General features: G+C 70.9%; 19 protein-coding genes and 3 pseudogenes. 8 read left to right on the top strand and 14 right to left on the bottom strand.

The annotated features are described in order from the left end of the window. Positions 1 to 103: 103 nt before the first annotated feature. Positions 104 to 385, bottom strand: coding sequence for a hypothetical protein (locus tag ACWEFL_RS15060; protein ID WP_451711864.1), 282 nt, complete (start codon positions 383 to 385; stop codon positions 104 to 106). Positions 386 to 600: 215 nt separating this feature from the next. On the opposite strand from ACWEFL_RS15060, the gene ACWEFL_RS15055 reads away from it, so the two are divergent. The 3 genes and pseudogenes from ACWEFL_RS15055 to ACWEFL_RS15045 form a co-directional block, all read left to right on the top strand. Continuing rightward, positions 601 to 1824: a helix-turn-helix domain-containing protein gene (locus ACWEFL_RS15055; RefSeq protein ID WP_451711862.1), complete on the top strand. Its 1224-nt coding sequence runs from the start codon at positions 601 to 603 to the stop codon at positions 1822 to 1824. Between the two features lie 31 nt (positions 1825 to 1855). Further along, positions 1856 to 2326 (top strand): NUDIX domain-containing protein, encoded by a 471-nt coding sequence (locus ACWEFL_RS15050; RefSeq protein ID WP_451712116.1) that lies wholly within the window; start codon positions 1856 to 1858, stop codon positions 2324 to 2326. A 370-nt stretch (positions 2327 to 2696) separates the two neighbouring features. Next, positions 2697 to 2864, top strand: a pseudogene (locus tag ACWEFL_RS15045) (cyclase family protein); the annotation flags it as partial. A gap of 146 nt (positions 2865 to 3010) precedes the next feature. On the opposite strand, the gene ACWEFL_RS15040 reads toward ACWEFL_RS15045, so the two are convergent. The 5 genes and pseudogenes from ACWEFL_RS15040 to ACWEFL_RS15020 form a co-directional block, all read right to left on the bottom strand. After that, the gene (locus ACWEFL_RS15040; RefSeq protein WP_451711861.1) at positions 3011 to 3466 is read right to left on the bottom strand and encodes an ATP-binding protein; all 456 of its coding nucleotides are present in this window, start codon (positions 3464 to 3466) and stop codon (positions 3011 to 3013) included. Between the two features lie 422 nt (positions 3467 to 3888). After that, a pseudogene (locus tag ACWEFL_RS15035) lies at positions 3889 to 4069 on the bottom strand (acyl-CoA dehydrogenase); the annotation flags it as partial. A gap of 144 nt (positions 4070 to 4213) precedes the next feature. Continuing rightward, a complete protein-coding gene (locus ACWEFL_RS15030; protein WP_451711859.1) occupies positions 4214 to 5269 on the bottom strand; it encodes a hypothetical protein in 1056 nt (351 codons plus the stop codon). Next, a complete protein-coding gene (locus ACWEFL_RS15025) occupies positions 5242 to 5940 on the bottom strand; it encodes a hypothetical protein (RefSeq protein ID WP_451711857.1) in 699 nt (232 codons plus the stop codon). The genes ACWEFL_RS15030 and ACWEFL_RS15025 overlap by 28 nt, the downstream gene beginning before the upstream one ends. A gap of 239 nt (positions 5941 to 6179) precedes the next feature. Continuing rightward, a pseudogene (locus ACWEFL_RS15020) lies at positions 6180 to 7031 on the bottom strand (ATP-binding cassette domain-containing protein); the annotation flags it as partial. A gap of 166 nt (positions 7032 to 7197) precedes the next feature. On the opposite strand from ACWEFL_RS15020, the gene ACWEFL_RS15015 reads away from it, so the two are divergent. The 3 genes from ACWEFL_RS15015 (at position 7198) to ACWEFL_RS15005 (ending at position 9472) form a co-directional block, all read left to right on the top strand. Further along, the gene (locus ACWEFL_RS15015; RefSeq protein WP_451711855.1) at positions 7198 to 7356 is read left to right on the top strand and encodes a hypothetical protein; all 159 of its coding nucleotides are present in this window, start codon (positions 7198 to 7200) and stop codon (positions 7354 to 7356) included. Positions 7357 to 7451: 95 nt separating this feature from the next. Then, complete coding sequence (locus ACWEFL_RS15010; protein WP_451711853.1) at positions 7452 to 8801, top strand: sensor histidine kinase; 1350 nt, start codon at positions 7452 to 7454, stop codon at positions 8799 to 8801. Beyond that, positions 8798 to 9472 (top strand): response regulator, encoded by a 675-nt coding sequence (locus tag ACWEFL_RS15005; protein WP_451711850.1) that lies wholly within the window; start codon positions 8798 to 8800, stop codon positions 9470 to 9472. Before ACWEFL_RS15010 ends, ACWEFL_RS15005 begins: the two co-directional genes overlap by 4 nt. Positions 9473 to 9714: 242 nt before the next feature. Here ACWEFL_RS15005 and ACWEFL_RS15000 read toward each other — a convergent pair whose 3' ends face one another. From ACWEFL_RS15000 to ACWEFL_RS14965, 8 genes are all read right to left on the bottom strand, one after another. After that, positions 9715 to 10029 carry a 4a-hydroxytetrahydrobiopterin dehydratase gene (locus tag ACWEFL_RS15000; protein WP_451711847.1) on the bottom strand — a complete coding sequence of 105 codons (315 nt, stop codon included), beginning with the start codon at positions 10027 to 10029 and terminating at the stop codon, positions 9715 to 9717. Positions 10030 to 10645: 616 nt separating this feature from the next. Further along, positions 10646 to 13012, bottom strand: a complete 2367-nt coding sequence (locus ACWEFL_RS14995; protein WP_451711844.1) for a S8 family serine peptidase — start codon at positions 13010 to 13012, stop codon at positions 10646 to 10648. A 953-nt stretch (positions 13013 to 13965) separates the two neighbouring features. Continuing rightward, the gene (locus tag ACWEFL_RS14990; RefSeq protein WP_451711841.1) at positions 13966 to 14877 is read right to left on the bottom strand and encodes an aldo/keto reductase; all 912 of its coding nucleotides are present in this window, start codon (positions 14875 to 14877) and stop codon (positions 13966 to 13968) included. Positions 14878 to 14941: 64 nt separating this feature from the next. Continuing rightward, positions 14942 to 15964: a GlxA family transcriptional regulator gene (locus ACWEFL_RS14985; RefSeq protein WP_451711838.1), complete on the bottom strand. Its 1023-nt coding sequence runs from the start codon at positions 15962 to 15964 to the stop codon at positions 14942 to 14944. 197 nt (positions 15965 to 16161) lie between these two features. Further along, the gene (locus ACWEFL_RS14980) at positions 16162 to 19503 is read right to left on the bottom strand and encodes a S8 family peptidase (RefSeq protein ID WP_451711836.1); all 3342 of its coding nucleotides are present in this window, start codon (positions 19501 to 19503) and stop codon (positions 16162 to 16164) included. A gap of 337 nt (positions 19504 to 19840) precedes the next feature. Continuing rightward, a complete protein-coding gene (locus ACWEFL_RS14975; RefSeq protein WP_451711833.1) occupies positions 19841 to 20626 on the bottom strand; it encodes a S1 family peptidase in 786 nt (261 codons plus the stop codon). Between the two features lie 251 nt (positions 20627 to 20877). Beyond that, on the bottom strand, positions 20878 to 21939 hold the full coding sequence (locus tag ACWEFL_RS14970; RefSeq protein ID WP_451711830.1) for a helix-turn-helix domain-containing protein: 1062 nt from the start codon (positions 21937 to 21939) through the stop codon (positions 20878 to 20880). Positions 21940 to 22199: 260 nt separating this feature from the next. Then, the gene (locus tag ACWEFL_RS14965; RefSeq protein ID WP_451711827.1) at positions 22200 to 22715 is read right to left on the bottom strand and encodes an EF-hand domain-containing protein; all 516 of its coding nucleotides are present in this window, start codon (positions 22713 to 22715) and stop codon (positions 22200 to 22202) included. Between the two features lie 263 nt (positions 22716 to 22978). Between ACWEFL_RS14965 and ACWEFL_RS14960 the strand changes: the two genes are divergently transcribed. Next, positions 22979 to 23560 (top strand): sigma-70 family RNA polymerase sigma factor, encoded by a 582-nt coding sequence (locus ACWEFL_RS14960; RefSeq protein WP_451711826.1) that lies wholly within the window; start codon positions 22979 to 22981, stop codon positions 23558 to 23560. Further along, positions 23557 to 25017, top strand: coding sequence for a zf-HC2 domain-containing protein (locus ACWEFL_RS14955; RefSeq protein WP_451711823.1), 1461 nt, complete (start codon positions 23557 to 23559; stop codon positions 25015 to 25017). The genes ACWEFL_RS14960 and ACWEFL_RS14955 overlap by 4 nt, the downstream gene beginning before the upstream one ends. Positions 25018 to 25279: the final 262 nt, after the last annotated feature.

Genomic DNA, 25279 nt, shown 5'->3' with positions numbered 1-25279 from the left:
GTTCACGGCGTCTCCCCGGGGTTGTGGTGTACGGCGGCACCGGAAGGCCGATGCGCGGTGGTGTGGGCTGAACAGAGTGCGATGGAGCGGAGCATTCCCGCCGTCAGAAGTGCTGTTGGGCACCTTCCCGGGCCAGAAGCACGCCGGGAAAGGAGTCCACCTGGGTGGCGTTGTCATGGACGTCTGCCGCCGAAGCGCTGTCCAGCGCGCCCTCGGTCACGCTGTTGCATCCCTGGGCATGCGCGAGGTCTCCGTGAACGATCACGCCCAACAGCGCCAACCCGGTCGTGAGAGCGGCCCACCAGGTCACGCGCACGATCGCTTCAGTCTCGGGGGGCAAGCGGCGCGGCCACGTCACGAGGCGGCGTGCGACGGAATCCCTCATCAGACCTCCAGGGTCTGTTTCAGTGGGCCGTGGCCTCTTCCCGGCCGAGAAGCAGGACAGATCACCGAAGCCACCAAAATCAGAAGGGAGTTGACTGCATCAGTCGGCGGTCTTCTCGATCTGCTGCGACAGTAGGGAAGGAACTCCGCAGTACCCCGGAGAAAGATTCCGAGGTCCCTTTCGGCCACGAGGTGATACTCAGGAACATGCGAGGGATGACAGAGAACCTGACCATCGGCGAGCGCGTCGCCTGGTACCGCCGCCGTCGCGGGCTCTCGCAGGAGGTCCTGGCCGGCCTGGTCGGACGCACCACGGACTGGTTGAGCAAAGCGGAGAACAACCGGATAGAACTCGATCGACTCTCGGTCCTCACCGCACTCGCCAAAGCACTCGATGTCTCCCTCGGAGACTTGCTTGCCGAGCCCACCCTCCTGAACCGGTCAGGCGATAGCGGCACCCGCACAGTCTCCGCATTGCGCGAAGCGCTCATGGACTACAAGCAGCTCACACCCTTGCTGGGGTCTCCATCCGATGTCGAACCACCGGCCCTGAAGGACCTCCGGGCCGACTTGAAGGAGGCCCTCGACGCCTACCAGGCATCGCGCTACGGATTCGCCACGCGCCGCCTTCCCTTCGTCCTTGCCGATGCCCTCGCCGCATCCCGTGCGTACTCGGGGCGCAAACGGGAGGAGTCCCATGCCCTGCTCGCCCTGGCCTACCAAGGTGCAGCCATGGTTCTGGGCAAGGTCGGGGAACCCGAGCTGGCGTGGGTCGCCGCCGACCGTGGTCTGGCAGCAGCGCAGCACAACGGACACAGCGCGGTGACGGGCTCGCTCATCCGGTCGGTCACGCACTGCCTTCTGGCCACTGGACGCTTCACTGCGGCGATCCAGCTGGTGAAGGACGCAGCAGCCGTGATGCAACCGGAACTGGGCGGTGCAGACGACGAATACCTATCGGTGTACGGCACGCTCTTCCTCGCCGGGGCGATGGCGGCGGCAAGAGCAGACGACCGAGCGACAGCGCAGACCTTCCTCAGAGAGGCCGACGAATCCGCAATCCGGTTGGGTGTCGATGCCAACCACATGTGGACGGCTTTTGGCCCGACCAACGTAGCCATCCACTGCGTGGCCACGGCCAGAGAGCTCGGGGACATGCAGATCGCGGCGGACCTCGGACCTCGAATCGACACCAGCGGCATGCCGCTGGAGCGCCGAGTACGGCACAGCCTTGAGGTCGCCCGAGTGCTCAGCGCCTGGAACCGGACCGACGAAGCCCTGTCCATCCTGCTGGACGCCGAACAGGCCGCCCCCGAGCAGGTACGCCACCACTTCCTGAGCCGAGAGCTGGTCATCGGCTGGATTCGCGGTACGAGAGGCCGCCCCTCCCAGACCATGACGGACTTGGCCCGCAGGCTTCACATCCTCGCAGGCAGTTAGAGTCCATGCCGTGAACGAGCATGAGGCGAAGATGGCCCACCCCCGCATGGCAGCCGGCGTCCTCTTGTTCGACGAAGCCGATCGCGTCCTGCTCGTCGAGCCGACATACAAGGACTATCGCGATATTCCAGGTGGATACGTCGAACAGGGCGAGTCACCCCTGCAAGCCTGCGCACGCGAGATCCACGAGGAGTTGGGCATCGAACCCCGCATCGGCCGCCTGCTCGTCGTCGACTGGGCACCCAGCCCCGGAGAGGGAGACAAGGTCCTCTACCTCTTCGACGGCGGCATTCTCAGCACAGATCACCGCCACCAGATCAGGCTGCAAGCCGACGAGCTCCGCGGCTACGGCTTCCACCACGCCGAACGGTTGCCGGAACTCACCATCCCCCGCCTCGTGCACCGGATCACCGCCGGCGTCCAGGCCCGCGCGAGCGGCCTGACCGCCTACCTGGAACACGGAGAGCCGCCAGCAGCCGAATCGGCTGGCAAGCCCCACTGACCAGGCCGAATCCCCGGATTCACTGGTCTCGTTTCTGGTCTCATTGATCTGCGTCCGGGACCGTTCAGACCGCCGCTTACCTCGGCCCCGGTGCAGGTCAGGACACCCCCGGAGTCTCCTGAACACCGTCGAGGACAGTGGGAAAGCGTCTGGGGGGCACCCTCCACGAGTTCGAATCTCGTAGCCTCCGCCAGTGCCTCACGGGTCACGATGCCGAAGGGCCCGTCCGATGAGCCGGGCGCTCAAGCGGGCTCGGTGAAGTTCCCTTCCGTTCGAGCACCGTTGACGCCGACACGCCCCGCCGCACCACCGCGCGAGAAGGAACGCCCGGGACGGGCCGAGCACGCGCTCCGTGAAAATGCCGCGCCGGATCTCGGACCTGGTCGAGGTGGGGATGACGCTGGGCCGGAACTGGAATCCGGAAATGTTGTCCACAGCCTGTGGAGAAGAATGGCGCTACGCGTTTCCGCTGTCCGCGATGCCCGAGCCGTTCGTCGGCGGCACGGGGACACTCGTCGCTCTCGTCGCGATCCTCTGAGTACGGCGGCCCAAACCCCCGCCCCGCGCGGGAGGCACCCCCCTCGCCGACGGCCTCCGCAGCCGCCGCACGCGCAAGCCGTCGCGTGCGCGGTTCGCTCAAGCCGTCCGCCCCGGCCCGCCGTCCGCCGCGTGGCCGGTGCGTCGTTACCGCCTTACGGTGGCGAGCCTCCGCCTTCCGCCGCCGTACGCGATCTCCGGCATCCCCCGGTCCACCTCGCACCAGATCGCCTTGCCGGAGCCCTCACGCTCCCAGCCCCACCGGTCGGCGAGCCCGTCGACCAGTTCCAGGCCGCGGCCGTTGGTCTCGTCGTCCTCGGCTGCGCGCCGCCGGGGCGGGCGGGAGCAGTTGTCCGCGACCTCGACCCTGACGGTCCCCGCCTCCGCCACGCCCGCGCCGAAGAGCATGCGCAGTACGGCGGGGCAGCCGGTGTGCACCACGGCGTTGGTGACCAGTTCGGAGATCAGCAGGATCAGGGTCTCCGCCAGCGGCTCGTCGTCCTCTATCCCGGATCCGACGAGCCGCGAACGCGCCCACCTCCGGGCCCTCCCCACCTCCGCGGGATCGGGTCCGACCTCCAACTGAACCTGGAGCACCTGCACCGCTCACACCATCCGAACCGGCGGACACATCGCCTCGCGCCTCGACTGGGTCATCGACATCCTCGACAGGTCACTGAACGTGACTCCCTTACGAGACAGCATGGTTGACGTACAGTCACCGCAACAAGCGCTTCGGGCATATTCCAGCGCCAAGGAGTACCCATGGCCCATACTGTGCGACGCCCGCTGCGGGAAGTCGAACAGAGGCTCGCGGCTCGCTCATCCATCGCTTGAGCGGCGCGCATTCCCGTTGCCGGAGCCGCCTCACCGGCGCCCCCGTGACATCCCCGCCTCGGAACGACTCGCATCTCACGGAGGGTACCGGAGTGCTGACCCGACGACGGGCCGTGACGAGACATCCGAAGGACACAACCCGATATCGACGCACCGTCACGCTTCAGAGTGCTATGGCGAGAGGTTTCGGCCTGGATCTCCTCGGCCTCGGCGGCGGTGAGCCGCATCCGGACGCACACCCACGCGCGGGTGAAAGGACGTCCGCCTCCCCGGTGAAGCCCACGCCGCCATGGCCCCGGACGCAGTCGCGCGCGTTGCGTACGGCGGCTTCTTACGCGAGGAGTTCGCCCCCGCGATCTCGACCGGGTCCGGCCTGTCCCCGTACAAACTGCCGGAACAGGTGAAGGTGGTGGAGGAGTTGCCGCGTAACGAGACGCCGACGAAGGTGCTCAAGTACCGGCTCTTGGAACGGTTCGGGCAGGGGGCGGTTCGGGCAGGCGAACGGCCCTGTCCTCATCTCCGGGGGCGGCGGCGTGCGGCCTCGATCGCGAAGGTGGCGGCGACCAGCGCTCCGGCGAGGCCCGCGACGAACGCCGGATGGGGCCCGGCGGGCACGCCGTTCTCCCGTACGGCCCCCATGAAGTCCCCCATCGGAACCCCGTTGGCGGCGGCGTACCAGAGCGGGAGATAGCCCGCCTGGAAGAGCCGGTGGCCGCGGCTGACCGTGCCGAGGGCCTGGGCGAGCGAGGCGATGAACACGGCACCGGCGGACCAGGCCGTCACGCCCGCCCAGTCGGCCGACGCGGTCATACGGATCAGCGGCCCCAGCCCGGTCAGCACGGTGACCGTCAGCCCGGCCGTCCACTCGGCGAACGTCCGGCGGCGCGGTGCGGGGTACGCGGCGAGCAGCGCCTCGACCCCGTGCTCGTGCCGCTGCGCGCCGAGCCGGGACCAGATGAGCACGGGCCAGAGCCAGGCCGCCGGGAGGACGATCCGGGTCACGCCGGAGGCGGATGTCGCGAAGGCGGCGGCGGTGACCGCGGCGGTGCCGAGCCACCACCACCAGGGCGTGCCCTGGAGGAGAATCCTCAGTTCGCCCGTCAGAGCCGAGCCCCAGGGGCGGCCGGGACGGACCACACTGGTCGGCGGTCCGCCGAAGCCCTGGCCTCCGTTCGGGTCCGGCGCGTGGCTCCGACGCCGGCCCCGGCCCCGGAGCCCGCCACGGGTCTGGGCCCCTCCGTACGTCTGCCCCCAGGCCCCGCCGTACGTCTGGGTCCGGCCCGGACCGGGCGGCGGCTGGGACGGGCCCGCGCCCGCCGCCTCGTACGGGACGGCCGTGTACGGGACCTCGCGCCCATCCTCCGGAAGCGGGCCCGTCCGCTTCACCCCCACCCGGTCGGGGTCGAACCGGTGGAACCAGAACGCCGGAACGAGCGCCAGCGCGACCGCCACCAGAACCAGCCCCAGCCGGTTGAGCAGATAGCCCCCGTCCGGAACGAACCCGTCCCAGACGAAGGACCGCAGCGGCTCCTCGACGATCGTCAGACCGAGGCTGAACTCGCCGGACACCCGGTGCCCCCGGCGAGCAGGTCCTCCCGCATGGTCCGTACGACGTCGTGGACGCCGAGCCCGCCGAGCGGGGCCTTCGCTCCCTGTCCGCCCAGCGCGAGCACCATCCAGACGAAGAACCACAGCACATTGCCCAGTCCGGCGCGGAGCGGCGGCACGGCCTCGAACAGCAGCGCGCAGGCTGCCGTGAGAATCACCGCGGGCAGCGTGATCACGGCGAACGGCGTCAGCAGCGCCGCCGGGTCGATCGCCGTGTCCTCGCCTCGGGCCAGTTGCATCACCACCGCCGTGACGGCGAGCACGACGACCATGGACGCCAGCACCATCGTGTTGCTCAGGAACTTCGCCGCGAGATAGCGGGTCCGGGTCAGCGGGGTCGCGGCGAGCAGCCTGCCGACGCCGGTGGCGTGGTCGCGGGAGACCGCGTTGCGTACGACGTAGAAGCCGACGAGCATCAGCCAGAGCGCACCGGCGAGCGCGATGGCCATGCCCGTGTAGGCGCTGTTGTAGACGCCCCGGTAGTCGCCGATCTGCATGATGACCCAGCGCGCGTCCGGCGACGGCACGGCCAGCCGGCCGAGCGCGACGGCGGTCAGCAGGGTGGCGGCGTACGCGGGGCGGCGGGCCCGGTCGAGGAAGTCGGCGAGGGCGAGGCGCGGAAGCGCGGGCATGGTCACCGCCATCCCTGCCCGTGGCCATGGCCATGCCCCTGCTGGCCTGGCCGGCCCGGTGCCTGCCGGCTCGGCTGCCCTTGTCCCTGCGGTCCGGGCCGGCCCGGTTCCTGCCAACCCGGCTGCCCGTGCTGGCCCTGTGCCTGCTGCCCCGGCCACCCCGGCTGCCTCCGCGCCCCCGCCTCCGGCTGCCCCCGCCACTCCCCCTGCCCATGTGGTACGGCCGGGTCCGGCTGGTGCACGGCGGCCAGATACGCGTCCTCCAGATCGGGCGGCACGCACTCCACGTCCGGGAACGGCGGCGAGGCGGCCAGCATCCGCACCCGTACGCCCGCTCCCGTACGCACCAGCCGGCTGACGGCATACCGCGCCTGTACCGCCGCGACCTGCTCCGGCGCGATCACCGCCTCCCATACCCGTCCCTCGACGTCCCGGAGCAGTTCCTCGGGGGAACCCCGCCGCCGCAGCCGTCCCCCGGCGAGGATGGCGATGTCGGTGGCGACGGACTCCACGTCGGAGACGATGTGGGTGGAGAGCATCACCACCCGGTCGGCGGCCAGTTCGCTGAGCAGGTTCCGGAACCGCACCCGCTCCTGGGGGTCGAGCCCGGCGGTGGGCTCGTCGGCGATCAGCACCTGGGGATCGGCGAGCAGGCTCTGGGCGATGCCCACCCGGCGCAGCATGCCGCCGGAGTACTTGCCGAGGGGCCGCCGGGCCGCATCGGTGAGATTGACCAGTTCGAGCAGCTCGTCGATACGGGCACGGGCGGACCGGGCGGAGATCCCCTTGGCCGCCGCGAGGTAGCCGAGGAACTCACGGGCGGTCAGCTGCGGATAGACCCCGAAGTCCTGCGGCAGATAGCCGAGGGCTCGGCGGAGCGGGCCGGGGGCGGCAACCGCGTCCGCGCCCTGGAACAGGACGCTGCCGCTGGTGGGCCGGGTGACGGTCGCGGCGATCCGCATCAGGGACGACTTGCCGGCGCCGTTGGGTCCCAGCAGCCCCAGCAGTCCGGGTTCGAGCCGCATCGTCAGGCCCTCGACAGCCCGTTTCCCGCCTCGGTAGACCTTGTGGACATCCTTCAGTTCGAGCATGCCGGCCACTGTCCGCGAGGCGTACGGGCGGGCGCATCGCGGCCGCGAGGGATTCCGGGCCTCCCCCGGCCGAGGGGTGACGGGCTTCCCTCACGCGAGGGAGGCGGATCGACGCACGTCACTGCGACACTCGAATGCGTGTGGAAACTGAAGCCCGCGTGGCCGGGTGGCCGACGGCCGAGTCGCCGACGCCCTCATCGGCAGGCGAGTCCCGCACCGACTGGCCGTGAACCGGCCGTTCGTGGACCGGCTGGTCGTGGGCTGGTTGATCGTGAACCAGCCGCTCGTGAACCGGCCGTTCGTGGACCGGCTCTTCGCGGGCTGACCGTCCGTGGGCTGTCACGCGCGCTGCTGAGCGGGGCCACTTGGCGCGGTGGTGGTTACGCGGTCGTCGGCGCGGCTTTCGGTCTGCCGCCGCTGATGGCGGCGGTCATCCTGACGGGCGGGCTGACACGGGACTGGCCGGCCGGGCCGCGCTCGGCGGCCGTCGCCGTGCTGTTCGTATCGTCGATCCTGGTCATCGGCCTGCTGAGGCCCGTCCGGGCGCGCGGTGTGCGGCTGGCCAACTCCTTGCTCGGCACCGCCCTGCCGTCACCGGTGACGGGGCCGGGGCCCGGCCGGCCCGACCGGTGGCGCGGTGCGGCGTGGCTGCTGCTGCACTCCGTCCTCGGCTGGCTGGTCACGGCCGTGGGGGGACTGCTGGCCGCGACGGCGGCGACGATGACCGCGGTGTGGCTGGGCGGCGGGGACCGCGTCCAGCTCCTCACGGTGACGGCCGATGTGAGAGCCGGCTGGCGCGGGAGCTGGGCCGTCCTGCTCGCCATCGCCTCGCTCGTCGCGGCGGCGGCGACGGCCGCTGCCGCCACGGCCCTCTTCCGGCGGCTCGCGCCGGTGCTGCTCGGGCCGGGGCGTGCGGAGCGCGTGGCGGCGCTCGAAGAGCGTATGCGGGTACTGGCGGAGAGCAACCGGCTCGCGCAGGAGCTGCACGACTCCATCGGCCACACCCTCACGGCCTCCACCATCCAGGCCGCGGTGGCGAGTGAGCTGATGGAGACGGACCCCGAGAGCGCCCGGCGCGCGCTCAGCAGCATCGAGGAAGCCTCGCGCAGCGCGCTGGACGATCTCGACCGCGTCCTCGGGGTGCTCCGCCAGGGCGGGGCCGCGGCCCCCGCGGCGGTCCGGCTCCCCTCGGCCGGCCACCCCGCGCCGGCCGACGCGTTCCCGTCGACGGTGCATCGGCCGATGCCGGCTGACGCGCCGTCGGCCGAGGCGCCTGGTCCGGCCACCCGTCTGCCGACGCTGGCCGGTCTGCCCGCGCTGCTGGAACGTGTCCGGCGCGCCGGAACCGAGCTGCGCGCGGACATCGTCGGCGATACGGACCGGGTGCCCGCAGCCGTGTCCCGTGAGACGTACCGGATCATCCAGGAGGGCCTCACCAACGCCCTCCGCCACGCCCGCCAGGAGCCCGTCACCCTGCGTCTGACCGTGACCGGCGACTGGCTGGAGGCCGAGCTGACCAACCCGATCCCGGACGGCACGGGCCGCGTCACGGACGGCGGCAACCCCATCCCGGACAGCCGCGACCCGGCGGCGGACGGCCGCGATCCGATCCCGGACGGCCACGATCCGGGCCGCTCCGGCCGGGAAGGCTACGGCCTCACCGGCGTCGGCGAGCGAGTCCGTCTCCTGAACGGCGAAGTCACCGCCGGTCCCGCCCCCGACGGACGGTGGAGGCTGGCGGCGCGCATACCGCTACGGTCGTCACCGTGAACACCCCGCCGCCGCCCGTGACCGTGCTCATCGCCGACGACGAGGAACTGACCCGCACCGGCCTGCGGACCCTGCTGTCGGCCAAGCCCTATCTCGACGTGGTGGGCGAGGCGGCCGACGGCACGGAGGTGCTGCCGCTGGTGTCGCGGCTGCGGCCGGATGTGGTGCTCATGGACGTACGCATGCCCGGCATGGACGGCATCGAGGCCACCCGGCGGCTGCGGGCGGCCCTCGACGATCCGCCCAAGGTCGTGGTCATCACCACCTTCGAGAGCGACGATCACGTGTACGAGGCGCTGCGCGCGGGGGCGGACGGCTTCGTCCTCAAACGCACCCCCGCCGACCGGATCGCCCGAGGGGTCCATCTGGTCGCCACGGCCGACTCCCTCCTCTTCCCCGAAGCGATCCGCCGCCTGGCCACGGCCCGCCCCGCTCCCGTCCCGCCCGGCCGGTCGCCCCTCCTCCCGCTCACCGGCCGTGAGACGGAGACACTGCGGCTGATGGCGAAGGGCCTGTCCAATCCGGAGATCGCGGGCCGGCTGGTGGTCAGCCTGGAGACGGTCAAGACGCATGTGAGCAATGTGCTGATGAAGCTGGGCGCGCAGAACAGGACCCAGGCGGTGATCGTGGCGTACGAGTCCGGGCTGGTGATTCCCGGCGACGACGCCTGACAGCGACGGCTGAAAGCGACGCCTGACAGCGACGGCCGTCGGCGACGGCTGGCGGCGACGGCTGGCGGCGAGGACGACCACGGGGGCGCCGGGAGGTCCGGTTCGCCGCCCGGCGCGGCGCGGCACGGCCTCGGTCGCGAATGTCCAGGGAACCGGACCCGGTCGGCGGTCATCTGTTGCCGTGCCGGGGTCCGGTCGGCGCGGACCGGAACCGTACCCGCAGCCGCAGCCGCACCCGTGGTTCAGCGACCGGCCTGCTCAGCGCCGTGTTCGGCGGCCAGGCCGGTGATCCGGGCGGCGAGAGCCGTGTCGCGGGCGGTGATCGCGCCCCCCGCGTCATGGGTGTTGAGGGCGAAGCTGACCGTCCGGTAGAAGATCCGGATGTCCGCATGGTGGTTGGCGGCGTCCTCGGCGGCGGCGACGGCCGCGTACAGTCCGGGCAGCCGTGCGCGGGCGGCCTTGAAGGACGCGGTCAGGCTGCCGTCCTCGACGGCCCAGCCGGCCAGGCCGGCGAGGGCCTGGTCGAGTTCGGCTCCGGTCAGCGGGGTCGCGGACATACGGATCTCCTTCGGGTCGGGTGTCGGGTTCGGGTCAGGTCGGGTGACGGGTCGGGTTCTGTACGACAAGCCGCCGGCGAGCTGATTCCCGTGCTGCTCCTGCCGCTCCTGCTACTCCTGCTACTCCTGCGCTTCCAGCTCCTCGCGCCTGCCGTACGCCTCGTGCTTCTCTCCAGCCGGGAACCCATGGTGCCGTTCTTCCCTCTGCTCATGCCCCGACCTGGGCGCGTGCCTACCGTGCTGTGCTCTGGTTGGCCCAAGGCGGTGTGAAGGTGGTGCCGTCGGCCGGTTCGGCGCTGAGGCCGACCCGTGTGCGGACCCCGCCGACCGGGCCGCACGCGCCGCCGTCGCGCCCTGGCAGCGGCGACTCGGCGAGGAACGCTTCAGGGAACTCGTCGCCGACCTCGCCCGGCTCGCGCCACAGGGCCCCATCCGCCCCGCCTGGTGACGCGCCGGCCGTCCCCCGCGGCGAGTCACCGCGGGGGACGGCCGGACGGCCCTCGCTCCGGTCGGCGCCGTCCGCCGACGCCGACCGGAACCCCGTACCCTCTCCTCACGAGTCACCGCGTCGCGCGGATCATCGCTGCTCAACGCGCCTGATAGGCGACTGCACCACTCAGGGCGCGTTCTGGGCGACGGCCAGACGGTCGATCCAGCCGCCCAGCGACTCCCACCCCGACCAGCCATTGCTCGGCGCGGTCTGCCACATATGCCACAGCGCGCCATCGGCCCCACGGGCGAAGATCTCCAACCGGCCGTCGTTGTTCTGGCTCACGTCCAGTTCATCGATCCAGCCGCCGAGCGTCTCCCAGCTCGACCAGCCGTTACTCGGCGCTGTCTGCCACATATGCCATACGGCCTGGTCACCGCCACGGGCGAAGATCTCCAACCGGCCATCGGCGTTGCGGCCGCAGGTGAGCAGGTCGATCCAGCCACCCAGCGACTCCCAACCCGACCAACCGTTACTCGGCGCGGTCTGCCACATATGCCACAGCGCGCCATCGGCCCCACGGGCGAAGATCTCCAACCGGCCGTCGAAGTTGCGGGCCGTCGAGAGCCGGTCGATCCAGCCGCCGAGGGATTCCCAGCCGGACCAGCCGCCGCCCGGCGTGGTCTGCCACTTGTGCCATACGGCCTGGTCACCGCCACGGGCGAAGACCTCCAGTCGGCCGTCGTTGTTCTGGTTGACGTCCAGTTCGTCGATCCAGCCGCCCAGGGACTCCCACCCCGACCAGCCGTTGCTCGGCGCGGTCTGCCACATGTGCCACAGGCCGCCGTCGGCCCCACGGGCGAAGATCTCCATGCGGCCGTCGAGATTCTGGGCGACCTTGAGGTTGTCGATCCAGCCGCCGAGGGACTCCCAGTCGGACCAGCCGTTGTTCGGCGCTGTCTGCCACTTGTGCCAGACGGCCTGGTCACCGCCACGGGCGAAGACCTCCAGACGGCCGTCGGCGTTGCGGCTGTACGTGAGCAGGTCGATCCAGCCGCCCAGGGACTCCCACCCCGACCAGCCGTTGTTGGGGGCGGTCTGCCACATATGCCACAGGGCCTGGTCCCCGCCACGGGCCAGGACCTCCAGACGGCTGACCGCGCGCTCGGACGCCTCCCGTACGGCCGCGCCGACGTTGAGGAACGTACCGATCTCCTTGCCGGGGTCCGGGGTGAGGGCGGTTCCGGTGGCGCTGAGCAGTCCGCGCACCTCGGCGTGGCTGAGATTCGGGTTCGCGGCCAGCATCAGGGCGACGGCGCCGGCGACCTTCGGCGTGGCACCCGACGTTCCGCCGAAGTCGTTGCGGTACGCGGAGTCGGCACCGCTGTCGCAGGTCACGTCGTGCGAGCCGTCGCCGGGCGCGGACACGACGATCCGGGGGCCGTAATTGCTGAACCACGCGCGCTTGTTGACCGTGGCGTCATAGGCCGTCGCGCCGACGAGGACCGAGCCGGTCGCCGGTATCGGCTGTCCGTCGTCGCCGATCCCGGCGTCCCGGTCGCCGTTGCCGGCCGCCACGCAGACGACGACACCGGCGGCGATCGCCGTTCTGATGGCCGCGTTGACCGACGGCACGTACTCGTAGTTCCCGTACGACCCCGTCTGGACCTCGAGGATCACGACCTTGCGCCGGCCGCCGCTGTCGGTGGTGCGCACCCAGTCGATGCCCCGTGCCCAGGCGTTGCCGCCGAGATCCGTACCGGTTCCGGAATCCGCCTGCACCGCCCAGAGGGAGGAGGCGTCCGCGACGCCCGCCATGCCGACGCCGTTGACGGCGGCCCCGGCCAGTCCCATGACGCCGGTTCCGTGGAAGACGGCTGCACCGTGCGTGACGTCGGTGGTGCCGTCGAAGGCGTTGAACACGTTGGTGATGTTGGGGGCGAGGTCCTGATGGGACGTCCGGTAACCCCAGTCGACGTCCGCGATGACCACTCCGCGGCCGGTGGACCTGCCCCATGCCTGGTTCACTCCGCAGCGGAAGACGTACCACTGGTTCTCCAGACCGGTGGCGGTGTCCACCACCACGGTTCCGCCCGTACCGACCAGCGGTTCCGACAGCGGACCCGCCGGGGCGAGCACCGCCGGGCCGCCGGGCGCGGGGCGTTCGGCGGTGACGGTCGGCGGCAGCGCCGCGGGGACCGCGATCGCCCGCTCCACCTCGGGCAGGGTGCCGAGACGCTCCGCGATCCCGACGGTGTCCGCGTCGTCGGCGAAGTGGAGAGTGACGAACTCGGCCAGGTTCGGAGCCTCGTGCCCCTCGGCGACCGCGGACGCCTGGACCACGGTGGCTTCCTCCGGGGTGATCAGGAACGTCGGCTCGGCCTTGACGAGGTTGTTCTCCGCGAGGATGCGGTTGAACTCGGTGAGCGGTTCCTCGGTCGCGCTGCGGATCTCGGCGGGCATGGCCTTCCCGGCCGGTGTGACGGACGGCGCGACGCCCCCGCGGAACTCCACCTCCACGACGCCCGGCTCGTACGACGGACCGCTCGGCATGATGCCTCCGGGCCCGCCGAAGCGAGGCGGTGGGGTGTGGCCGTCGCTCGGCGGTGACTGCCGGCCACCGCCCGGGGAGCCGCCGTGCCGCGGCGCTCGCCCCGCCGGTTCCTGCCCGCCGGCCATGCCGTGCCCCGGGATCGGCATCGCGCCTTTCCCGGACGCCGACGGCGCCTTCACGCCCGGCACCGGCATCTCGCCCGGCCTGCCGGCCGCCGACGCCGGCTTCATACCGGGCATCGGCATCTGCCCTCCCGCGGGGCTGCCGGCCGCGTTCATTCCGGGAACCGGCATCCCCGCCGACCCCGTGGCCGACGGCCGGGCGGGTGTGCCGGGAGTGGGAGGTACGGGCATGCCCGCTGCCTGGCCCGGCTGCTTCGCCCGCGCGCTGCCGTTGGATCGCTTGTCTTTGTGCGGCATGGCTCCTCCAGGAGAGACTGCGGAGATTCCCCCCTTGGCCGAAATGAACTTGTGGCCGGACTGAACCTGCGAGACGCGCGATGCGGGAGTGCTGAAGATGACGGGGCTGTGCGGGGTCCTCGGAACGACCGGCCGAAGCCCGTTGCCGCAGCCGTCACGTCTCGTCTCCGTACGACTGCGCATGCGGTATGCGGAACGCGGTATGCGGAACGCGATATGTGCCTGTGGTGACCAACTGGCCGTCCCGCCACTGATGCCGACTACGGCACTGACGGCACTGACGCCACTCGCGCCACTCACGAAGCGGAGCACCGCCGCTCTCAGAGGGCAGCAGCCCAGCTGCTCATCAAGTCCGCATCAGCACATAAATCGACAGTACGCCCGTTCGGGTCACCCCGCTCGCGAAAGCCCGAGGCATACGGGACGGGGCTGGGCGGGACGGAGCAGGACGGAACGGCGGGCAGCGGGTGGCGGGGGGCGGGCAGCGAGAGGCGGCGACGCGGTCACCGTCGGCGGGCATCGCCGCCGAGTCGCTATTCGTCGGCTGTGCCCAACGCGAGGAACTGCGCGAGCTGCTCTTCGGGCAACTGCGCCCCGGCAAGCCGGGCGAGCTGATCGTCGGTCAGTCGTAGCGCGGACGCCGCGACGTTCTCCTCGAGATGCGCGACCGAGGACGTTCCGGGGATGGGACATATCATCTTCGACCGGGCCAGCAGCCATGCCAGAGCGACCTGCGCCGGCGTCGACTCCGTCTCCGTCGCCACCTCGGCGATCACACCGCCGGGCGCCGCCAGGGCACCGCTCAGGATGGGAAACCACGAGACGAACGGAATGCCCTCTCGTTCGCAGTAACCGACGACCTCCTCGCCGATGCGGGCGGCGACGCTGAAGATGTTCTGCACGGCTGCGACGTCGATGATCGCCCGAGCGGACTCGATCTCCTCGACGGTGACGCTCGACAGTCCGAAGTGCGCGATCTTGCCCTCCTCCTGGAGCTCCCTCATCACACCGATCTGGTCCTCGAACGGCACCTGCGGGTCGATGCGGTGGAGGTAGAACAGCCCGATCCGGTCCACGCCCAGGCGGCGCAGGCTCGCCTCGCACTGTTGGCGGAGGTACGAGGGGCGCCCCACCGGCGCCCACTCTCGCGGCCGTATGTGCGTCTGGCCCGCCTTCGTCGCGATCAGCAGGTCGTCGGGGTAGGGGTGCAGCGCCTCGCGCAGGATCTCCTCGGTCACGCCGAAGGCGTAGCAGTCGGCGGTGTCGATGTGATCGACGCCGAGTTCGACCGCGCGGCGCGCGACCCGGACAGCGTTGTCACGGTCCGCGGGCGGCCCCCAGATATCCGCGTCGGCGAGGCGCATGGCGCCGAAGGACATGCGATGCACCGTCCGGTCGCCGATCCGGACCGTGCCCGACTGTTCTATGTGCTGGTGTACGTCCATGATCACCATGCTCAGCGCGCCACTGCGCCGGGAACCACTCAGAAACGGCCGTTGAAGTTGAACATCACGCCACGGTGGTCCCCTTCGGTCGCTGCCCCCGCGCCGGGCCGTACGTCCGGCGATACCGGCCCGGCGAGACGTTCGTGACCCTGGAGAAGTGGTAGCGCATCGCCGCCTCCGACCCGAAGCCGCTCGCTTCGGCGATCCGGTTGACCGTCCAGGTGGTGCGCTGCAGCAGTTCCTGCGCCCGGCGCACCTTGGTGCGCTGGAGCCAGTCCATGGGGGAGATACCGACCGTGTCGCGGACTCTTCTGGAGAAGGTGCGCGTACTCATGGAGGCGTGCCGGGCCAGATCGGTCAGCGTGAGCGCCTCGTGGGGATGCTCCTCCGCCCATCGCAGGGTGTCCTGCAGGGAGCGCGACCGCCCGGGGCCCTCCCATCGCGCGTACTGCGACTGGTCGCCGTCACGGCGGAGCGGAACCACCATGAAGCGCGCGATCTCCGCCGCGAGCGCGGATCCGTGGTCCCGCTCGATGAGATGCAGCGCGAGGTCCAGGCCCGCCGTGCCGCCCCCCGATGAGTAGATCCCCCCGTCCTCGACGAAGAGGTGCTCGGGTTGGACCTGCACCATCGGGTAGCGCACCGCGAGTTGGTCCGCCCAGTGCCAGTGCGTCGTCGCCTGGAGACCGTCGAGCAGGCCCGTCGCGGCGACTAAAAAGGTGCCGAGGCACAGCGACACGACACGGGCGCCCGCCGCCCGCGCGCGCAGGATCGTGGCAGCGAGGGAAGCCGTCGGATCCAGGTGTCCGGGATACGCGGGTACGACCAGGGTGTGCGCCGACTCCGCCCAGGACAGCGGGCGGTCGGGGAACAGACTGAAGCTCGTCGCGTACCCGGTCTTCGTGATGACGGACCGCTCGGGCCCCACCACGGCCACGTCGTACAGGACGGCGCCGGCGTGGTCGTTCGCCGAGGCGAATGCCTGCACCGCCAGGGCCACCTCGAACGCGCCGACGCCGTCATGGCCCAGGACGGCCACGCGATGCGGCGTCAGGCCGCGGGTCTCCGTGATGGCGGTGGGGCTCACCCGGTCATCCTTCCATGTCACGCGTCGTCGGATACGGCGGCTGTGGGCGGGACTTCACCGACAGCCGTGGGGGGTGCCGGTGCCGGCATGGTGTGCCGGCACCGGCCGAGGCGCCGCGGTCACGCGGTCACGCGGTCACGCAGTCCTGCGATCACGCGGTCCTGCGATCACGCGGTCGTGGTCACGCAATTGTGCGGCTACTTCCCGTAGTACGCGTTGTGGATCGAGACCGTCGACGTGTTGTTCTGCTTGTCGACGACCACCGCGCGGTACGAGATCGACTTCCCCTTCGCCGGGTTCTTCACGGTGATCCTGCCGTCCTTGACCTCGTGCTTCTTCCAGGACTTGCCCTGGTCGTACGAGACGTACACCGACAGCGACTTGAGGTTGCGGCCCTTGGCGGCGCCCTCGACCACGACCGGGACGGTGGCCTTCCGGCCGGCCGGGACACGGCTGTTCAGGTCGGTGTCCGCGTTGAAGCGGACCACGGAGGCCGGGAGCCGGGTCTCCTGGGCGGCGTGCTGGGAGCGGAAGGTCCAGCTCGCGTCGATCCGGGTGGACGCGGCGGCGACCTCGGGGCTCCGCTTGACCGAGGTGGTCAGGCGGTACTCGGCCTTGCCGGCGGGGACCTTGAAGACCTCCTGGCCCTGCAGCGGATCCTGGTTGGTGCCGATCTTGGTGCCGTTGCGGTACAGGGTCGTGTTCACCGAGGTGAACAGGGACCGGCCCGGGTTGCGCTGGGCGTCGGCGAACAGCGGCAGCGAGCCGCTGATCTCGTCACCCGTGCGGAACAGGCCGGAGCCGTCGGTCAGGGCCGGGCCGAAGACCGCCCGGTTGACGGTCCTGGAGTACTTCTTTCCCGCCTTGAAGGACGTCTTGCGGTCGACGCTGTACTCGGCCTCCGTGACCATGCCGATGCCCTGCCCGCTGAACTGGGCGAAGTTCAGGTCCCACTTCACCCCGTCCGCTGTGGACAGATACAGAGTCCGGGTGGCGGGCAGGTTCGGCTCCTCGGGGTAGCTCGGCCAGGGCATCTCGGTACCGGGCAGCCAGCCGACGGCGTTGACCGCACCCTGCCGGCCGGTGGCCGAGGTGCCTGCGCGCACGGTGACGGTGGCGAAATCACCGGTCTTGTAGTGCTTGGTGTAGCCGGTGGCCAACTGCTTGACGGGCCCGCCCGCGGTGATGGAGTACTGCTTGCCCCGGTCGCCGGCCCAGTGCGAGTCCCACTGCTGACGCAGCGAGCCGTCGGTGGTCCGCGGGCCGAGGTGTGCGGAGCGGACGTTGGCGAGCGAATTGAGCCACGCGCCGAGGAATTGTGTGCTGTTACCCGTCTTGACGTCGTAGCCGACGATCGCGTGTTCCAGCGTGGCCGCCCGGTCCGGGACGGTCACGGAGACCGGCTTGGCGGTACGGGCGTCCACGGTGACCGTGGTGTCCTTGGTGATGTCCAGCTTCGGCTGGGCCACCCAGTCGGACCCCTTGTCCACATTCAGCGCGTCTTCGAGCACCCAGGAGTTCAGGGCGTAACTGCCTTTCGGCACCCGGATCGTGACGGTGCTGGAGTCCGCGGCCGATGCCTCGATGTACTTCCCGGCGACGCCCTCGCTCCTGCCCAGCAGGTAGCCGAAGTGGGCCTTGGCACCCTTGCCGTCGCGGCCGAGGTAACGGAAGGTGACGTCGTGCGACTCCGGTTCGCGGTTCACCACGGCGGCCGTGCGCACGCTCTGCTCGCCGTCCGTCGCCGTGACGAAGCCGGAGTAGGCACCCTCCACCGTGCCTCCGAGCCTGGTGTCGGCGGTGAGGCCGACGGAGGCGGTACCGCCCGCCGGTACGGTCACCTTGTCCGCGTCCAGCTTGAAGAAGCCGGCCGGGGCCGGCCGGCCCTGGGGGTCGACGGCGGTGGCCGACAGCGAGAGAGTGACGGGCTTGGTGCCGAGGTTGCGGTACGTCACCTGCCGGGTGACCGGCTTGTCGTCGGTGTGCGGCCACTGCTGGGTGCCGAAGTTCACCGAGACCGGTTCCGCGACCACGGACTGTTTGACGGCCTGGTCGACCTGGATCCGGCCCGAGCCCTGCTCCAACGCGGTGTAGTCGCCGCCCTTGGCGGAGCCGGCGATCGCGCTCTTGATCTGGGCGTACGTCCAGTCCGGGTGCCGCTGCCTGAGGATGGCGGCGGCGCCGGCGGCATGCGGGGCCGACATCGACGTACCGCTCATGCCCACGTAGCCGGGCGGGCTCTGGTCGGCGCTGCCCTTGGAGGCCGCGGCGGTGATCCCCACGCCGGGTGCGGTGACGTCCGGCTTGATGGCGCCGTCACCGATGCGCGGGCCGCCGCTGGAGAAGGGTGCCAGCCGGTCCTGATGGTCCACGGCGCCGACGGTGAGAGCGGCGTCCGCGGTGCCGGGCGAACCCACGCTGTTCGGGCCGTCGTTGCCCGACGAGACGGCGAAGAGGATGTTCTTCTCCGCTGAGAGCCGGTTGACCGCCGCCTCCAACGGGTCGACGCCCACAGTGTCGCTGCCGCCCAGGCTGAGGTTGACGACGCCGGCGCCCTGCTCGGCCGCCCAGTCCATGGCGGCGATGATGGTGGACTCGTCGCCCCCGCCGGAGGAACCGAAGACCTTGCCGTTGAGGATCTTCGCACCGGGCGCGACGCCCTTGTGCTTGCCGCCGGACTGGGCACCAGTGCCTGCCGCGGTGGACGCGACATGGGTGCCGTGTCCGATCCTGTCCTCGGCGTCGGGGTCGCCCGTGAAGTTCTTGGACGCGACGACCTGGTCCTTCAGGTCGGGGTGGGTGCTGTCGACACCGGAGTCCAGAACGGCGATCTTGACGCCCTTGCCGTCGTAGTTCGAGGCCCATGCCTTGGGGGCGCCGATCTGCGGCACGGACTTTTCGAGAGTGACCTTGCGGACGCCGTCGAGCCAGATACGGGCGATGCCCGAGGCGGCCCGGTCGCCGTTGGTCAGCGCGTTCCACAGATCGGTGGCGTCGTTCTTCGGGGCCTGCACCGCCTGCGCGTTCAGCGACTTCAGGGTACGGCTCACGGTACCCGCGCCACGGACCTCTGCCTTGGCCGTGGCGGCGGTGCCGCGGTAGCCGATGATCACCTTGGGGCCGTTCTTCTGGGCCTTGAGGTTCGCGGACTTGCTCAACTCGGTGATGTCGAACAGCCGCTGGTCGAGGGTGCCGTCCGCGAGCAGCCGGGCCGCGTCCGCGGGGATCACCAGCGTACGACCCGCGGCCTTGCTGATGTGGACGGGTATCTTCTCGCGGCCCTTGGCAGGCTCCAGAGCGACGAACCGGCCCTTGGCGTCCACGGTCACCCGGTCACCCGTGATCAGCGTGATCCGGTGCTTGGCGACGGGCTGCCCGGAACGATCCGCATGCCCGGAACGGTCCGCATACGCGGAACGGTCCGCGCTGTCGCCCGGATTGGTCTCCGCCGACGCCTGGCCGGCCAGACCGGCGGCGAGGGCCAGCGCCGCGGCCGCGGCGACGACCGCCGCGCCCGTATGTCTTGTGTGACTGCGCAAATCTCCTCCTGGAGACGTAGTGCCGGGCGCCCTTCAGGCACCCGGCCGGGGTGGTCTCGTACGCGTGCGCGTACGCCCTCGGCGCAGAGTCGAGATCCGTCCATCGGATGACCGGACGTGGCGATGCGTGTCCGACCGACGAGAGACGGACCGGCCGCGGGTTTCCGAGCACGCGGCTGTGCGGATCCCCGGTCTTGGGGATCTGTCGCGCAGCCGTTGACGACTGCGCCACAGATCCCCAAGTCCCGGTGTCCGGGGAAGGACTTCGGGGCCCGGCACCCCGGCACGGGGAGGTCGGTCGGTCCGGTTTGCTCAGGCCCCGTCGCCCTGGTCCGACTCAGGGGGTCGCGGTGCCCCGCATGGTGTCGGTGATCCACTTCCGGTGGGCGTGGGTGGAGGTGTAGATGTTGTTGTGTTCGGTCATGTGGACGCCGCGGGAGAGTGCGCCGAGTACCGTCCACTTGCCTTTGTGCTCGGCCAGGATCGGTCCGCCGGAGTCTCCTCCGCGGGCGGTCTGGGGCCAGGGCTTGCCGGGGAGTGAGGCCACGCACAGTTCCTGCGGCGTGGGGAGGTCGAGGTCGCCGCCGGGGCCGGGGCAACGGGTGCGGTCGACGATGTCCGTGTCGAGCTGGCGCAGCTTCTTCGGGAAGGGCAGCCAGGGGCCGTCCGGGTTGTCGGGCAGGTTGTGGTCGCCCCAGCCCAGGAGACGAACGGCATCGCCCGTCTTTGGCGCTTGCTTGGGCAGTTTCGCGGTCGGTGCGTGGACGGGGGCCTCGAGCTTGAGCAGGGCCAGGTCCACTTCGCGGGTCTCTGCGCCGGGCGGCAGGAGGATCTTCTGGACGTCGCGCAGCGTGCCGCCCTTGGTCCGGTCCTTGGTGCCCACGCGCACCTGCATGCCCTTCGGGGACTTCGGCGTACCTGTTTCGAGGTCGGTCACGCAGTGCTCGGCGGTGAGAATCCACCGCGAGCCGATCAGGGTGCCGCCGCAGAAGTGCTCGCCCTGGCGGTCCTGGATCGACGCCATGAACGGATACCGCTTCCGGGCTTCTTCACCGCCGCTGATCGCCTGCGCCGGCTCCGCCACGACGGCGAGCGCCGCGAACGCGACGCCACCTGCCAGCACGCTCCTGAAAGCCCGCCGCAGGCGGCGGGTGCGAGCAGGACGGAAGGAGTGAAGTTCTCGACTGGTGTACGGGGTTTGCATGGCAGGTGAGTTGAGCACACAGCCGTTTGCAGCTGCGTAAAGGATCCGCGACCAACACACGTTTCCGACGCAGTAGTTGGTCCGTCATTCGGACGCGGGCTCGCCACACACGTCCTTCGCTCCTCACTCCTGCTCGCACTGGCCCGCAGCCACTGTTCCGCCGTTCCCGCCTATCCGCTGGGCTCGAAGGCGAAGTGCTCATCGGTGCCGCCGTCGCATTCGCCCTGGGCGAGTTCCGCGCCGGCACCGGTGTCGGCTTCCCCGCCGAGGACCCCGAGGCAGAGATTCGAGTGCAAGGGCCGGATCCGATAGGTGCGCGCGTCGTCGCGGCCGGGCTCGCCGGGAGCGGGCTCGATGGCGAAACGCTGGTGGGACACGCCGGTGCAGTACGTGGGGGCGAGCAGCGCCCCGGCGACCTTGTAGGCGGCGTCCACGGTCAGACAGCCGACGCTCTCCTTCGCGGGGTGCCACTGGATCTGATACACGCCCTCGCTGATCCGCTTCAGATACGTACGGGGCACCGTGCCGTCACACGGGCGCAGTACGGCCAGGGGCCGCCGGGTCCGGCCGTTGCGCTCACGGCCCTCGCCTACGCACAGGTCCGCCTTGGCGACGTGCTGGGGGCGCATGCGGTGCCACCCCTCCTCGGGCAGGGGAGTCGGCCGGCCGGAGCCCTTGGCCTTCGACGAGTTCCCGTCCCCCGGCGACGAGGTCGACTCCCCGATCTTCACGCCCACGCCGACGGCGAGGGAGAGGGCGAGCACGGCCGCCCCGCCGATGAGCACCGTCCGCCCGCGCCGGGATCCCGTGCCCGGCTCGTCGCTGACCGGCTGCGCCTCCATGGCCCGGGCGGCCCCGGCGGCACCCGGAGTCCCGGCCGCCTCCTCGGGGGAGGTGGCCCCGGCGCCCTCCCCGGGCTGCCCGGGCTCCTCGGCGTCCGCGGTCTCCGCGGCGTCCGCTTCCGGCGGCGAGCCGCCCTCGACGGCGCCTTCCCGCGCTCTCTCCCTGGCCCGCAGCCAGCAGTCGACCGCCGCATCGTCCAGACCGACCGCTCGCACCAGCGCGGCGACCAGTTCCGCCCTGGGCACGGTGACCCGGTGCAGAGCGGCCGCGAGCGTGCTCGGCGGGAGCGACTCGCCGTGCACTTCCGCGCGTTCGGCGAGCTGCCGGTAGGTGAGCCCGGACCAGTCACGTAACCCGCGCAACGCGATCACGTACTTGAGGGCGGTCAACTGTCCTTGAGGACAGACGGGTTCGTCGCCACAGTTATGCTCCACCCGAGCATGATCAGAGGCGCGGGCGGTCTCGGCAAGACAGAGTTCGGACGCCAAACATCCAGACGTTCACCTACGCACAATCGCGAACATTCGCGCACAGGGGCCGAGGCACTCCGCGACGGCGCCAAGGCGCGTACAGGCACGGGCGAGGACGGGGGGAATCCCCCGCCCTCACGCGAAGCTCGGGGCCCCGACCGCCCCCGCGGCGAAAGCCGCTACGGCTGCTCCGGCGTCACGTAGTACGAGGCGAACGCCGCCAACACCTCGTCCTCGCCGATACGGCCGTCCGCGTCCGCGTCCAGCGTGACCACGGCGTCGCGCGCCGCTCCCGGCTGCACGCCGAGGACCCGCAGCACGCGCTCCGCGGCGGACGTGGTCACTCCGGCCCCGTCCTCGTCGGCGATGGCGATCACCGCGTGGAGGAAGGGGCGGGCGATCTCGGCGAAGCGCTGGGGGTTGTCACGGAGGCGCTTGACCGCGCCGGTGATGAACTCCTGGCGGCTGACGCGCTGATCGCCGTCCACGTCGGCGATCCCCGCCATGCCCTGCCAGAACGCCTCCGCGCCGCTGTACAGGGCCTGGCCCTTGTCCGAGCGGGCCGTCGTGGAGAACTCGGCGAGCAGCGCGGCGGCGGCCCCGCTGAAGTCCTCACGGTCGATGTAGCCGTTGCCGTCCTGATCGAAGGCGGCGAAACGAGACGCGATCTTGCGCTCGTACTCTGCGCTGTCCATGCGGGGAGAGTACGACCCCGCGAGGCTGACGCGTGCAAGTACCCGCCAATTGACCCCGCCGAAACCGTAAACAAACACAGGGTGAAGCTCTGATCACAGATTCGAATCACGGTGACGCACCGGGCCCTTTACCACCTCACCCCTCCCTCGGGGGCGCACTTGGAGCAAAGGGGCGTGCGCTCGACGCCGCGCGCATTACATTCAAGGGGAAGACACGTACGGACAGGCACAGAAGTACTACGCAGGGACAGCTTGGGGGTCTCATGGCAAAGGACGCGCAGCCGCGCTGGGACCGCAAGATGCAGCAGCGGCTCGCGCGGGGAGAGGCCGCCGCCCTCGGTGAGCTGTACGACCGGTTCGCCTCGCTCGTGCACAGCCTGGCCCATCGGGTGCTCGACGACGACGGCGAGGCGGACCGGGTGACCCGCGAGGTCTTCGGGTACATCTGGGAGAACCCCGGCGCGTACGACCCGAAGCAGGGCTCCCTGCGCTCCTGGGTCGCCACGGTGACCAACAACCACGCCGTGCAGCGGCTGCGCCGGGCCGGAGCGGAGGCGCTCGCGGACGGCGGCGAGGGCTCCACGGAGGAGCTGGAGCAGAAGGTGCGCCGGGCCGCGGCGGCGGCACGCGCGGACTACATAGTCACCTCCATGCCCGCTCCCCTGCGCGCCGCGCTGGAACTGGCGTACTTCCAGCGCCGTGACTACCGGCAGACCGCCGTCGATCTCGGGGTGACCGAGGACGAGGCCCGGCGCAGGCTACGGCTCGGCCTGCAACTGCTGTCCACCGCGCACACCCGCCCCGTGGAGGGCTCGTCCCCGCCCGGCTACGGACGCTCCCTGTGAACGGGCGTCAGAAGGACGACGGGCCGGAGGAGGTCCGGGGCGCTCCGCGCATACCGGGCCCCCGTGCGGCGGGGGACGACCTCGTACCACCGGACCTCGTACCCCGGCAGGGGTACGCGGCGGTGCCGCAGCCACGGAAGGACACCGATTCGCCGGGGCACGCGGAGCCCCGGACCGACGCGGAGTCCCAGACGGATACAGACCCCCCGACGGATACAGACGCCTCGACGGATACAGATTCCCAGACAGACGCAGAGTCCCAGAAGGACGCGGGAGTCCGGAAGGACGCCGCGTACGAACCGCCCGCGGAAACGGCCGAGGCCGATATGCACGGAACACCCGAACCGCCGAACACCGAAAGCCTCTCCCACAGCGTGCTCAAGTCCCTGCTCGGCGCCTGGGCGCTGGCCGCCTGTTCCCCCGAGGAGACCGCGGCCATGGAGGAACACCTCGGTGGCTGCGCCCCCTGCGCCGACGAGGCCCTCCGGCTGCGCGGCGCGGTCGAACTGCTGCACACCGAACGCGATCTGGATCTCGATCCGATGCTGCGTTTCCGGGTGCTGGAGAACTGTCTGGGCCGTCGCCCCGCCCGGATACCGGTACCGGAGTGGGCTGCTCCGTACGATGCCGAGGCCGCCCGGCTCGACGCGCTGCTGCGCGACATCGGGGACGCGGAGTGGCACGCGCCGGTACGGCTCAAGTGGTTCGACGGCGTGGAGGCGGTGAACCGGAAGACGACCGTCGCCGGGGTCATCGGCCATCTGATGACGGTGGACGGGCTGGTGGCCGACGCGCTCGGGCTGGGCGACCCGCTGGGCAGGGACGCGCCCAGGGTGCCGACGGAGCGTACGGAGAAGTTCTGGCGCGCGGAGTACCACCCGGCCGGGCGCGGGGTCCACGCTCCATGGCGCGACCAGAGCCACACCCTCATCCGGACGGTGTCCTTCGCGGGCAGCGGCATCGCCGACCTGCCGGTGTCGTACGGGGACTTCGCCCTTCCGCTGCGGGACTGCCTGCTCGACCGCGCCTTCGAGTGCTGGATCCACGCCGACGACATCGCGGGCGCGGTGGCCTATCCGTACGGTCCGCCGCGCGGCTCCCATCTGCACGGGATGATCGACCTCGCGGCCCGGCTGCTGCCCGCGGCGCTCGCCGGACGCAGGCGCTCGGGCCTCGCCGGCCCGGCCAGAGAACTCGTCGCGGCGGGGGCACCGGGCCGCTCCGTGCGCCTGGAGGTGGAGGGCGCGGGCGGCGGCGACTGGTACATCGCCCTCGACTCCCCGGCCGCTCTCGGGTCACCGAGCCATACGGTGGCCCAAGTCGCGCTCGACAGCGTGGAGTTCTGCAAGCTCGTGGCGGGGCATGTGCCTCCGGAGGAGGCTGCGGCGGGCCAGGACGGCGACCGCGAGGCGATCAGGGACGTCCTGTTCGCGGCGGCCTCCCTGGGCAGGATGTAGGGGGCACACCGAGCAGGATGCAGGATGCGGGGTCTTGCTGGCCAGGATGCAGGATGCGGGCGCCTCGCTGAACACGATGCAGGATGCGAGGGTCTTGCTGGGCACGATGCAGGAACCTCGCCGAGCACGATGCAGGATGCGGGGGTCGCGCTGGGCACGATGCAGGATGCAAGGTCTCGCTGAGCACGAAGCAGGATGCGAGGGCCTGACCAAGCAGGATGCAGGGTGCAGGCCAAGCCGGCCGCCGACCGTCGCCTCCCCT

The sequence above is a fragment of the Streptomyces sp. NPDC004838 genome (genome assembly GCF_053600955.1).
This window is presented reverse-complemented; position numbering and strand designations above follow the sequence as displayed.

Excerpts from the sequence above, each read along its gene's own strand:
- ACWEFL_RS15060 (WP_451711864.1), bottom strand. The coding sequence starts at position 385 with ATGAGGGATTCCGTCGCACGCCGCCTCGTGACGTGGCCGCGCCGCTTG.
- ACWEFL_RS15055 (WP_451711862.1), top strand. The coding sequence starts at position 601 with ATGACAGAGAACCTGACCATCGGCGAGCGCGTCGCCTGGTACCGCCGC.
- ACWEFL_RS15050 (WP_451712116.1), top strand. The coding sequence starts at position 1,856 with ATGGCCCACCCCCGCATGGCAGCCGGCGTCCTCTTGTTCGACGAAGCC.
- ACWEFL_RS15025 (WP_451711857.1), bottom strand. The coding sequence starts at position 5,940 with ATGCCCGCGCTTCCGCGCCTCGCCCTCGCCGACTTCCTCGACCGGGCC.
- ACWEFL_RS15010 (WP_451711853.1), top strand. The coding sequence starts at position 7,452 with ATGGCGGCGGTCATCCTGACGGGCGGGCTGACACGGGACTGGCCGGCC.
- ACWEFL_RS15000 (WP_451711847.1), bottom strand. The coding sequence starts at position 10,029 with ATGTCCGCGACCCCGCTGACCGGAGCCGAACTCGACCAGGCCCTCGCC.
- ACWEFL_RS14995 (WP_451711844.1), bottom strand. The coding sequence starts at position 13,012 with ATGCCGAGCGGTCCGTCGTACGAGCCGGGCGTCGTGGAGGTGGAGTTC.
- ACWEFL_RS14990 (WP_451711841.1), bottom strand. The coding sequence starts at position 14,877 with ATGGACGTACACCAGCACATAGAACAGTCGGGCACGGTCCGGATCGGC.
- ACWEFL_RS14965 (WP_451711827.1), bottom strand. The coding sequence starts at position 22,715 with ATGGACAGCGCAGAGTACGAGCGCAAGATCGCGTCTCGTTTCGCCGCC.
- ACWEFL_RS14960 (WP_451711826.1), top strand. The coding sequence starts at position 22,979 with ATGGCAAAGGACGCGCAGCCGCGCTGGGACCGCAAGATGCAGCAGCGG.